General features: G+C 40.8%; 11 protein-coding genes and 1 pseudogene. All 12 read left to right on the top strand.

Annotated elements, in window-relative coordinates:
• The first annotated feature begins 82 nt into the window (after positions 1-82).
• Positions 83-1,201 (top strand): tRNA 2-thiouridine(34) synthase MnmA, encoded by a 1,119-nt coding sequence (gene mnmA / locus V7137_RS12330; protein ID WP_335698360.1) that lies wholly within the window; start codon positions 83-85, stop codon positions 1,199-1,201.
• A gap of 272 nt (positions 1,202-1,473) precedes the next feature.
• The gene (locus tag V7137_RS12325; RefSeq protein WP_335698358.1) at positions 1,474-2,127 is read left to right on the top strand and encodes a tetratricopeptide repeat protein; all 654 of its coding nucleotides are present in this window, start codon (positions 1,474-1,476) and stop codon (positions 2,125-2,127) included.
• 33 nt (positions 2,128-2,160) lie between these two features.
• Positions 2,161-4,611 carry an SF1B family DNA helicase RecD2 gene (gene recD2, locus V7137_RS12320; RefSeq protein WP_335698357.1) on the top strand — a complete coding sequence of 817 codons (2,451 nt, stop codon included), beginning with the start codon at positions 2,161-2,163 and terminating at the stop codon, positions 4,609-4,611.
• 33 nt (positions 4,612-4,644) lie between these two features.
• Complete coding sequence (locus tag V7137_RS12315) at positions 4,645-5,118, top strand: PRC-barrel domain-containing protein (protein ID WP_335698356.1); 474 nt, start codon at positions 4,645-4,647, stop codon at positions 5,116-5,118.
• An 11-nt stretch (positions 5,119-5,129) separates the two neighbouring features.
• Positions 5,130-5,321, top strand: coding sequence for a hypothetical protein (locus tag V7137_RS12310; protein WP_218347762.1), 192 nt, complete (start codon positions 5,130-5,132; stop codon positions 5,319-5,321).
• An 83-nt stretch (positions 5,322-5,404) separates the two neighbouring features.
• The gene (locus V7137_RS12305) at positions 5,405-5,539 is read left to right on the top strand and encodes a YrzQ family protein (protein WP_218347761.1); all 135 of its coding nucleotides are present in this window, start codon (positions 5,405-5,407) and stop codon (positions 5,537-5,539) included.
• Between the two features lie 104 nt (positions 5,540-5,643).
• Entirely contained in the window at positions 5,644-6,735 is a 1,092-nt protein-coding gene (locus V7137_RS12300; RefSeq protein ID WP_335698355.1) for an AI-2E family transporter, read from the top strand.
• A gap of 481 nt (positions 6,736-7,216) precedes the next feature.
• A complete protein-coding gene (gene alaS, locus V7137_RS12295) occupies positions 7,217-9,853 on the top strand; it encodes an alanine--tRNA ligase (RefSeq protein ID WP_335698354.1) in 2,637 nt (878 codons plus the stop codon).
• Positions 9,854-9,995: 142 nt separating this feature from the next.
• Positions 9,996-10,262 carry an IreB family regulatory phosphoprotein gene (locus tag V7137_RS12290; protein WP_066257787.1) on the top strand — a complete coding sequence of 89 codons (267 nt, stop codon included), beginning with the start codon at positions 9,996-9,998 and terminating at the stop codon, positions 10,260-10,262.
• A gap of 3 nt (positions 10,263-10,265) precedes the next feature.
• Positions 10,266-10,682: a Holliday junction resolvase RuvX gene (gene ruvX / locus V7137_RS12285; protein ID WP_335698353.1), complete on the top strand. Its 417-nt coding sequence runs from the start codon at positions 10,266-10,268 to the stop codon at positions 10,680-10,682.
• Between the two features lie 12 nt (positions 10,683-10,694).
• Positions 10,695-11,006 (top strand): DUF1292 domain-containing protein, encoded by a 312-nt coding sequence (locus V7137_RS12280; RefSeq protein WP_335698352.1) that lies wholly within the window; start codon positions 10,695-10,697, stop codon positions 11,004-11,006.
• Between the two features lie 277 nt (positions 11,007-11,283).
• Positions 11,284-11,479: pseudogene (locus tag V7137_RS12275) on the top strand (endolytic transglycosylase MltG); the annotation flags it as partial.

The raw sequence follows: 11,479 nt of genomic DNA, 5'->3' as shown, positions 1-11,479 counted from the left end.
ACCGCCCGCGAACCGCACGCGCCTGAAGCGGAAATCAACAGGCAAGTTTAACAGGCCCTTGGGCAAAAGAGAGGTGAAAATCATGGAGAAAAAAGATCCGAAAAATACAAGAGTGGTTGTAGGAATGTCGGGTGGTGTAGATTCTTCTGTGGCAGCACTTTTGTTGAAGCAGCAAGGATTTGATGTTATCGGCATTTTTATGAAAAACTGGGATGACACGGATGACACCGGTTTTTGTACAGCAACAGAAGATTATGAGGATGTCATTCGTGTTTGTAACCAAATCGGCATTCCATATTATGCAGTTAATTTTGAAAAACAATATTGGGATAAGGTATTTACCTATTTCCTTGATGAATATAAAGCAGGACGGACCCCTAATCCGGATGTAATGTGCAATAAGGAAATTAAATTTAAAGCTTTCCTCGAGCATGCAATGAATTTAGGGGCGGACTATTTAGCTACAGGTCACTATGCTCAAGTAGAATATCGTGATGGAGAATATAAAATGCTCCGCGGTCTAGATGAAAATAAGGATCAAACGTATTTCTTGAACCAACTGACCCAAGATCAATTAAGTAAGGTAATGTTCCCGATTGGTAATCTTGAAAAACCAAGAGTTCGGGAGATTGCTAAAGAAGCGAACCTTGCTACTGCTACTAAAAAAGATAGCACGGGGATTTGTTTTATAGGAGAACGGAATTTTAAAGAGTTCTTAGGACAATATTTGCCAGCTCAGCCAGGGAATATGGAGACCTTCGATGGTGAAGTCAAAGGGAAACACGAGGGCTTAATGTATCATACGATTGGGCAACGGCATGGACTAGGGATTGGCGGGTCCGGTGAACCATGGTTTGCCATCGGTAAGGATTTAGAAAGAAATATCCTGTATGTAGGCCAAGGTTTTCATAATGAAAAACTCTATTCAGACTCCATTACCGCTGTCGGCGTCAGCTGGGTGTCGAATCGTGAGCAACCAGCCGAATTTAAATGCACCGCAAAATTCCGCTATCGTCAGGAAGACAATAACGTAACCGTGCGTCTGTTGGAAGATGCTCAGGTTGAGGTTATTTTCGATGAGCCGATTCGTGCCATCACGCCAGGACAAGCTGTTGTTTTTTACAATGGTGACGAATGTCTAGGCGGTGGGACCATTGATAAAGTCTTTAAAAATGGTGAACGTTTAACATATGTTGGATAATAGTAACCTGATTCCTTTCATGGAGTCAGGTTTTTTAGTGAGAAAATCTGTTTTGCGGAATAAATAACATAAGCGGCGGAATACCTCCAGAGGTTAGCGAAATCAATATCCAATTTGGCGGAATTCCCTTTGCAATCGGCGGAATTCCTCCCAAAATCGGCGGAATCCCCGGTTCACATCAACCAACAGAAATTTGCTCAAACCACTTACTGCACTTGAAATTATTTTTTGATGAAATATGATATACTTTCTCTTAGATTGGAGTGGTAATAATGGATAAAAACCAATTAGGTGTACAATACATGCAGGAAGGCAACTTGGAAGAGGCGGCAAAGGCCTTTAATGAAGCCATTCAAGAAAACCCAAACGACCCTGTTGCCTATATTAATTTCGGAAATGTTCTTTCCGCGGTGGGCGACGACGAAAAGGCGCTTAATTTTTATCAAAAGGCAATTGAAATAGATGAGAATGCAGCTGCAGCTTATTATAGTATAGGAACTTTGTTATTTAGCAAGGACCTTTTCCCAGAAGCTAAAAATATGTTCGAAACAGCCATGAAAAAGGGGCTTCAGTCCAGTGATAATTACTTTATGTTGGGGCTGACTCTTATTCAAATGGAGCAAGGGAAATTTGCGCTTCCTTATTTACAAAGAAGTGTGGAGCTAAATGAAAACGATGCAGAGGCCCGTTTTCAGTACGGATTATGTCTTGCCCAGTTAGAATTTATTCCTGAAGCGCTCATTCAATTTGAAAAGTGTATCGAGCTCGATCCTAATCATTCCGACGCCTATTATAATTTAGGTGTTACTTATGCTTTTCAAGACGAACCGGCCAAAGCATTAGAAATGTTCCATAAAGCTCTCGCCATTCAACCAGATCACCTGCTTGCCGGTCATGCGAAAAAATTATTAGAAAACAATCAATAATCATCCTTATTTTCCTAGAAGGGAGGGTGCCAAATGGAAAAGCAAGACACGTTGGATTTATTTGCCGATCAAGGGAAATTTGTAAAGGGGAGACCAATTGTCACCATTTTTCACAATGAACAAAACCTTTACACCGTTTTACGGATAAGAGTCGATGAAACCAATCATTCCTATGAGGACAAAGAAGCAGTGGTCACCGGATATTTTCCCAAAATTCATGAACAAGAAACCTATATCTTTTTCGGGGAATTCAAGGATCATCCCAAGTTTGGTCTTCAATTTCATACCAATCATTTCCGCAAGGACATGCCCCAATCAAAACAAGGGGTAATCAACTATTTATCGGGGGAAATGTTTAAAGGGATTGGGAAAAAGACTGCAGAAAACATCGTTGAAACCTTAGGAGAAAATGCCATCTCCAAAATTCTCAATCAACCGAGCTTACTTGACTCCATTCCAAAGCTCCCTCCTGAAAAAGCAAAAATGCTTTACGATACATTGATGGAACATCAAGGACTTGAGCAAGTCATGGTTGCCTTAAATCAATATGGGTTTGGACCTCAGATTTCAATGCGGATTTATCAAGCATATAAAGATGAAACGCTTGAAATTATGCAAAAGAATCCATATAAGCTTGTGGAAGATATCGAAGGCATCGGCTTTGGCCGGGCTGATGAGCTGGGATACCAACTTGGGATTTCAGGAAACCATCCCGACCGAATTAAAGCCGCCTGTCTCTACATCCTTGAAAATGAAAGCATGCAGACGGGTCATGTATTTATAAAGGCTGAGGACTTATTAGAACAAGTAAAAGCACTTTTAGAAGAGAACAAGCGGGATCAAATCGAATACATAGATATTTCTAATGAAGTCATCAAGCTGCAAGAAGAGGGTAAATTAATTGGTGAAGAGAAACGCGTGTATTTGCCTACCTTATATTTTGCTGAAAAGGGGCTTGTAACAAATATCCACCGTATCCTTGCGCAAACGGAATATAAGGATCAATTTCCAGAATCTGAATTTCTCCTCGCATTAGGAAGTTTAGAGGAACGTCTGGGAGTACAGTATGCTCCAACACAGCGAGAGGCTATCCAAACAGCGTTAATGTCACCGATGTTGATGTTAACTGGTGGACCTGGAACAGGAAAAACAACTGTTATCAAAGGAATTGTTGAACTTTATGCAGAATTGCACGGATGTTCCTTAGAGCCGAAGGATTACCAGAAAAAAGGCGAGCCTTTCCCTTTCCTTTTGGCAGCCCCGACAGGAAGAGCTGCCAAAAGGATGAGTGAATCTACGGGACTGCCAGCGGTGACGATCCACCGTCTTTTGGGATTTAATGGCACAGAAGGGTTTGACCGCGATGATACGAGCCCGCTGGAAGGGAAAATTATCATCGTAGATGAAACCTCCATGCTTGATATTTGGCTCGCTAATCAATTGTTTAAGGCCCTGCCAGAAAATATTCAGGTGATCATGGTAGGTGATGAAGATCAATTACCATCGGTAGGACCGGGCCAGGTCTTAAAAGATTTGCTGACATCTGAACGAATCCCAACCGTACGCTTAACGGATATCTACCGTCAAGCAGAAGGCTCTTCGATTATTGAACTAGCGCACGAGATTAAAAAAGGATATTTGCCTGCGGATATCACCGTGAAGCAAGCAGACCGGTCGTTTATTAAATGCTCCACTGCACAGGTTGCACAGGTTGTAGAGAAAGTTGCCTTTAATGCCAAAAATAAAGGCTATTCGGCAAAGGATATTCAAGTATTAGCACCCATGTACAGGGGGCCTGCTGGAATTGATCGTTTAAATGTGTTATTGCAGGAAATTTTTAATCCAAACCCGGATGGTAAGAGAAAAGAAATTGCTTTTGGTGAGGTCAAATATCGAATCGGCGATAAGGTTCTCCAATTGGTGAATCAACCAGAGAGCAATGTTTTTAACGGGGATATTGGCGAAATTATTTCGATTATCTATGCGAAAGAAAACACTGAAAAACAGGATATGATTTATATTTCCTTTGAAGGAAATGAAGTCGAATATACGCGGCAGGACTTAAATCAAATCACCCACGCCTATTGTTGTTCCGTCCATAAATCGCAGGGGAGTGAATTTCCCATTGTCATCCTGCCTGTGACAAGAAGCTATTATCGAATGTTACGCCGGAATTTGATCTATACAGCGATTACGAGAAGTAAACAATCCCTGATCCTATGCGGTGAGGTAGATGCTCTTAAAATGGGAATCGAAAGAGCGGATGAACTTTCCCGTCAAACAACCTTATGTCAAAAATTACAAGAGTCCATTGCAGTAAAACCAGATGTGAGCGGAAGTCATGAACAAACCACACCTAAAGCAGAGAATAATGGTGGTGAAAAACAAATTCCAGTCATGTCCTACGAAGAAGAAATCATGCGGGCCAATCCAATGGTTGGCATGGAAAACGTTACACCTTATGATTTCATGGAGTTTGACTAACACTAGTAATGTTCACAGGAGGTGGGACACTCTTTGCGGACATTTTCTTTATTGAAAGGGCAGCCAGTTTTTGATACAAAAAGCGGTCAAAAAATTGGTGAAGTTAGTGATTTATGTATTTCTAGCACAGGCAAGGTGGATGGCTTATTGGTAAAAAAAGGCGTTTTATTCAAACAATCCTTATTTTTGGATATCCAACAAGTGGCTTCTTTCGGTGCAGATGGGGTAATGATTAAGGATACCGGCTCTTTAGAAAAGCTGAAAGATCCAGAATATACATTTACCCATCAACATTCAATTGACGGGATGATGATGCTTTCGAAAAGTGGAGAATCCCTGGGTTTATTAAAAGATGTATATTTTCAGGAAGAATTGGGCACAATCATAGGGTACGAAATCACGGATGGCTTCTTTTCGGATCTTACGGAAGGCAAACAAGTCATTCAATCCGGGAAGCCCTTAGCAATCGGAAAGGATGCCATTATCGTAGATGTAAATAATACGTGAGGTGTCTTTTCATGTTTAAGTGTCCCAATTGTCAAAGCAAGGATATCGGTAAAATTGGTATCAACCAGTATTACTGCTGGAATTGCTTTATCGAACTTTCAGTAAACAAAGGCCTTATCAGTACTCATCAAGTCGAAGAAGACGGGTCACTAAGTTCATTGGACGATTTGTTTGAAGAAGAAGAACGTCGTTACACCCTTTAAGAGAGAAAAGCGGAAACGCTAAGCGAGAAAGTTATCAAAGTTAGTTTGAAACTTATTTAACGTCTATTAATGAGGTGAAACGTATGAATAAAATGATGACGACTATGATTGCTTTTGGTGCTGGGATGGCTGCGTATAATGTGGCCACAAGAAATAATATGATGTCAGCCCGTAATATGAAGAGAATGACAAAGAAAGTAAAACGGGCTTTATTCTAGAATGAAATCCCCCTTGAACCTGAGGGGGATTTTTTGACTTCCCCTTTTCGAATGCATAATTCCACCAAGGGTCTCTAAAACTAACCTGAAGGAGGCTCGGAGACGTGGAAATTCGAATGAAATGGTATTACCGTATCGGTTTTGTACTCCTTTTATTAATTGCCATTTATGTTTTTCTTAAAATTCGTTTTGTATGGCTGCCAATCCTTAAGGTGTTGGTCATTATCATTCTACCCTTTGCAATTGGAGGATTTATTACCTATTTGCTTCATCCGATTGTGGAGAAATTGCATCAAAAGGGGCTGCACCGAGGGCTTGCTATTTTTCTCATTTATATTCTATTTTTTGGAGGAATTGGCCTAGGCGTCTATAAAGGTGTACCGGCGATGATTGACCAATTAAAAGACCTCTCCGACAGTGCACCCGTTTTAGCAGAGCAATATAGGGGTTGGATTGCAACACTTGAATCAAACACGAGAAAATGGCCAGACGGTCTGCAATCGAGAATTGATGAAGGTATTGATGCATTTGAAAAGAAGTTGGACTCTCTTTTGACAGTTATCGTCAATATATTAATTAAGTTCCTCAATTCGGCACTTATCATGATGATTATTCCATTCATTGCCTTTTATATGTTAAAGGATTTTCCATTGATCAAACGAACACTCTGGTATATAACACCTAAGCAGTGGCGGAAAAAAGGGACACTCTTCCTTAAAGATGTCGATGAATCGCTTGGCAGTTATATCAGGGGACAGCTTTTGGTTTGTTTCATCATTGGCGGTGTCTCTGCCCTTTTGTTTTGGTTGTTTCATTTAAAATACCCGTTAATATTAGGCCTAATTGTTGGTGTCACCAATGTCATTCCCTATTTTGGACCGATAATTGGGGCCGTCCCGGCCGTCATCATTGCTGCCACAACATCGGTAAAATTAGTATTGATTACACTAGTCATTGTCTTTGGGCTTCAATTTCTTGAAGGAAACATCTTATCTCCGATGATTGTTGGGAAAAGTCTTCATATGCACCCTTTAATTATTATGATGGCGTTAACAGCTGGGGGAGAGGTTGGGGGAATCCTGGGACTAATCTTGGCAGTACCAGTCCTAGTTGTGATAAAAGTAGCGATTATCCACGCAAAAAATCATTTTATCAGGAGAAAAGCAAAAGAACCTCACACATTAGCGGAAGAGTGATTGACAAACTTTTTTCCGGTGGCTATAATTCGTGATATAGAATACTTGTATGAAAATGTTGAAGGATAGAGTATGTTGTAGACCATCTATAACGCATTTGCGTAGAAGAGAGGAGCTTCCGTGGCTGAAAGAAGCTCTAGATGAAGGACGACAGAAAGCTAATCTGGAGTGCAGCTAACCACTGCCGTCTGCCCGCGTTAAGGGATTTTGAGAGATGGATACGGTAGTGTGTATCCGTAATCAGGGTGGTACCGCGAGATGAGCTCTCGTCCCTGTTTTTGGGGATGAGGGCTTTTTTGTATGCTTTTTTATAGTCTGGCTCCAACGCCCGCGGCTAGTGAACAAGCCTTATCCCCCCTATGATAAGTCAGCATCGGATCGATATCGCTCTCCGTGTTTCCTGTATCTTAGTCGGAGCAGTCTAGTCCACCCGTCGCTAACGGGCGCTTCCGCTTTTCAAAAAATAAAGGAGGTCTACATAATGAAAAATTTAACAGGCTCACAAATTCGTTCTATGTTTTTAGAGTTTTTTAGCAATGAAAAAGGACACACGATTGAACCAAGTGCATCTCTTGTGCCCCATGATGATCCATCATTATTATGGATTAACAGCGGTGTCGCAACATTAAAGAAATATTTTGATGGCCGGGTTGTTCCAGAGAATCCGAGAATTACAAATGCTCAGAAATCAATTAGAACCAACGACATTGAGAATGTAGGGAAGACAGCACGTCACCATACCTTCTTTGAGATGCTCGGTAACTTTTCCATTGGTGAGTATTTCAAGGTGGAAGCGATTGAATGGGCATGGGAGTTTTTAACGTCAGAAAAATGGATTGGCTGGGATCCAGAATTACTTTCGGTTACAATCCATCCTGAGGACAACGAAGCATTTGATATTTGGCATAACACGATTGGTCTCCCAGAAGAACGTATTATCCGACTTGAGGGCAATTTCTGGGATATAGGGGAAGGTCCAAGTGGTCCAAATACAGAAATTTTTTATGACCGCGGGCCCGAATATGGAAACGATCCAGCAGACCCTGAGCTTTATCCCGGCGGTGAAAATGACCGCTATCTTGAAGTCTGGAACTTGGTATTTTCTCAATTTAACCATAATCCAGATGGCACGTATACTCCGCTGCCAAAGAAAAATATTGATACAGGGATGGGATTAGAACGTATGGCTTCCGTTGTTCAAAATGTCCCTACCAATTTTGATACAGATTTATTTATTCCGATTATTCGAGCTACAGAAGAGATTTCTGGTGAGAAATACGGCCAAAACAAAGAAATCGATGTTGCATTCAAAGTAATTGCTGATCATATTCGGACAGTTGCTTTTGCTGTCGGCGATGGGGCTCTTCCTTCTAACGAAGGTCGCGGATATGTGCTTCGTCGTCTGCTTCGCAGAGCTGTTCGATATGCAAAACAAATTAATATTAATCGTCCATTCATGTATGAACTTGTTCCAGTTGTTGGCGAAATCATGGATGATTTCTATCCAGAAGTAAAGGACAAAACAGATTTCATACAAAAGGTCATCAAGAGTGAGGAAGAACGCTTCCATGAGACTCTCCATGAAGGCTTAGCGATTTTAGCAAATGTGATTAAGAAGGAAAAAGAAAAAGGCAGTGACATTATCACAGGTGCTGATATTTTCCGACTTTACGACACATATGGATTCCCTGTCGAATTAACTGAAGAATATGCTGAAGAGGAAGGGATGAAAGTTGATCATGCTGGCTTTGAGGTAGAAATGGAGCAGCAGCGTGAACGTGCCCGTGCAGCTAGACAAGATGTCGATTCAATGCAGGTCCAAGGCGGGGTCCTTCGGGATGTTAAGGTTGAAAGTAAATTTGTGGGTTACGATGAACTCCAAACGAATTCATCTGTGGTTGCGATTATTAAAAATGGTGAACTTGTTGAAACGGCTTCTAGTGGTGAGGAAGTACAATTAATTCTTGATGTGACTCCATTCTATGCCGAGAGCGGCGGACAAATTGCCGACCGTGGCGTGATAGAAGGTGAAGGAAGCAGCGTAGCAGTTAAGGATGTTCAGAAAGCGCCTAATGGTCAAAACCTTCATCAAGTTATCGTTAAAGCTGGTACAATAAAGACGAAAAACAAAGTGACTGCTGTGGTGGATGCGGAAAATCGTGTCAAGATTATTAAAAACCATACAGCAACACATTTGTTACACCAAGCCTTAAAAGACGTACTTGGCGAGCACGTTAATCAAGCAGGTTCCCTTGTCGAACCTGATCGTCTCCGCTTTGACTTTTCGCATTTTGGTCAAATTAAACCAGAAGAACTGGAACAAGTTGAAAAAATCGTTAACGAAAAGATCTGGAAAAATATCGAACTCGACATCAGCTTAAAACCAATTGCTGAAGCAAAAGCAATGGGAGCTATGGCTCTATTTGGTGAAAAATATGGTGATATTGTCCGTGTAGTAAGAGTTGGTGATTACAGCCTTGAACTTTGCGGTGGATGCCATGTTCCAAATACCTCTGTGATTGGATTATTTAAAATTATCTCTGAAGGCGGAATTGGTGCTGGGACGAGACGTATTGAAGCAGTAACTGGTGAATCTGCATACAAGTCACTAAATGACCAAGTAGGCTTGTTAAAGGATGCTGCTGAGAAACTAAAAACCAATCCAAAAGATATCGTGAGCCGCATTGATAGTTTAATGCTTGAAATCAAACAACTTCATAGAGAAAACGAATCACTTGCAACAAAACTTGGAAATATCGAAGCTGGAAACCTCGTATCTAAAGTAAAAGAAATCGATGGAGTATCGGTGTTAGCGGCAAATGTTCAAGGTGCTGATATGAACAACCTAAGAAATATGGCTGATGACTTGAAGCAAAAGCTTGGATCCGTCGTGATTGTTTTGGGAAGTGCGCACGAAGGAAAGGTTAACTTAATTGCTGCAGTAACGAAGGACCTAATTGAAAAAGGATACCATGCAGGAAAGCTAATTAAAGAAGTTGCATCTCGTTGCGGCGGCGGCGGCGGCGGCCGTCCTGACATGGCTCAAGCTGGTGGTAAAGACCCAGAAAAGCTCGATGCAGCGCTCCAATTCGTAGAGGAATGGGTAAAATCCATTTGATAATAAAATAAAGTAGTGTAAAATGTAGGTAACTAGAAAAGCGGAAGCGCCTTGTCCAGGGGAAAAAGTAGTTCATTTTTTCCTAGGCGCTGTAGCTAGACATTAGAACATTTCTCCTCTAATAAAAAGCGAGGTGCATGCAATGAGCTCATTTGACAAAACGATGCGATTTAATTTTCCTGAAGAACCATTTGAACATGATATAAACGATGTTCTTCTTCAGGTGTATGAAGCTTTGCAGGAAAAAGGCTACAATCCGATCAACCAAATCGTTGGTTATCTATTATCAGGTGACCCCGCCTATATTCCGCGTCATCGTGATGCCCGCAATATTATTCGCAAGCTTGAACGTGATGAAATTATTGAGGAATTAGTAAAATCCTATCTTAAACAACAGCGAGAGGGTTAATGAATGCGCGTATTGGGATTAGATGTAGGCACGAAGACAGTCGGTGTTGCGTTAAGCGATGAATTTGGCTGGACTGCACAGGGCCTCACCACTCTCAAAATCAATGAAGAAAAAAATAAGTTTGGTTTTGAGGAAATTGGTCAATTAATAAAAGAGTATCAAGTAGAGAAAGTTGTCATCGGCCTGCCGAAAAACATGAACGGGACAATTGGACCACGTGCAGAAGCGAGTATGCAATACGCAACTGAAGTTGAACAAAGATTTGCAGTGCCTGCCATCTTATGGGACGAGCGACTTACAACAATGGCAGCAGAGCGCGTTTTACTTGAAGCCGACGTAAGTCGGAAAAAACGGAAAAAAGTAATTGATAAGATGGCAGCAGTAATGATTCTGCAAGGCTATCTAGATAGTAAAAATTAATGAGGTGAAGAAATGGTAAACGAACACGACCATGAACATGAAGAAGATCAATTTATAACACTTGTAGACGAAAATGGTAATGAGCAATTACATGAAGTACTTTTTACTTTTGATTCTGAAGAGTTCGAAAAATCATATGTATTCTTTTATCCAGTAGGCTCTTTTGATGATGATGAAGAGGATGTCGACATTCACGTCTATGCCTATATTCCTACAGAGGACGGCGGATATGGTCCGTTAATGCAAATTGAGACCGAAGAAGAATGGGATATGGTTGAAGAAGTTTTTAATACCTTCAACGAGGATCAAGAAGACGAAGAATAGAATAGGATAAACCGGCTGTTTCATTGGTCGGTTTTTTTTTTTGCTATGTTTCATTGTTGATTTGGCACTATGTTGATTAGAGCGAAGAGCCTGTAGAGGGAATCAACTGGCAAATTAAACAGAACCTTTTTTTGATAACATCTGACAATTTTATTGATAAATTGACATTTTTCTTACTATGTGCTGAAATAATTAAGATGTCTATTTTTTTTGAAATACATTAGTATATTACCAACCTAGTCAATCATTCCATGGTCTAAAGGGAAGGGGGAGTCATATGACAACAGAGAAAACAGATACAAAAAAAGATGTTATTCGCAAAAAAATGCTTGAACACCAAAAGGAAGCAAAAGTTGTCAGAAAGATCGTTTTAATTATTACCGTTTTATTGCTATTATTTATTGTCTTAATTAGTGGCGGAGGATATTTCTATATTGAATCAGCGCTTAAGCCTGTGGACGCCGATAGTAAGA

The organism is Neobacillus drentensis (genome assembly GCF_036962765.1).
GTDB classification, from domain to species: domain Bacteria; phylum Bacillota; class Bacilli; order Bacillales; family Cytobacillaceae; genus Neobacillus; species Neobacillus drentensis_C.
The sequence above is the reverse complement of the archived record's forward strand: the minus strand, read 5'-3'. Positions and strand labels throughout refer to the sequence as shown.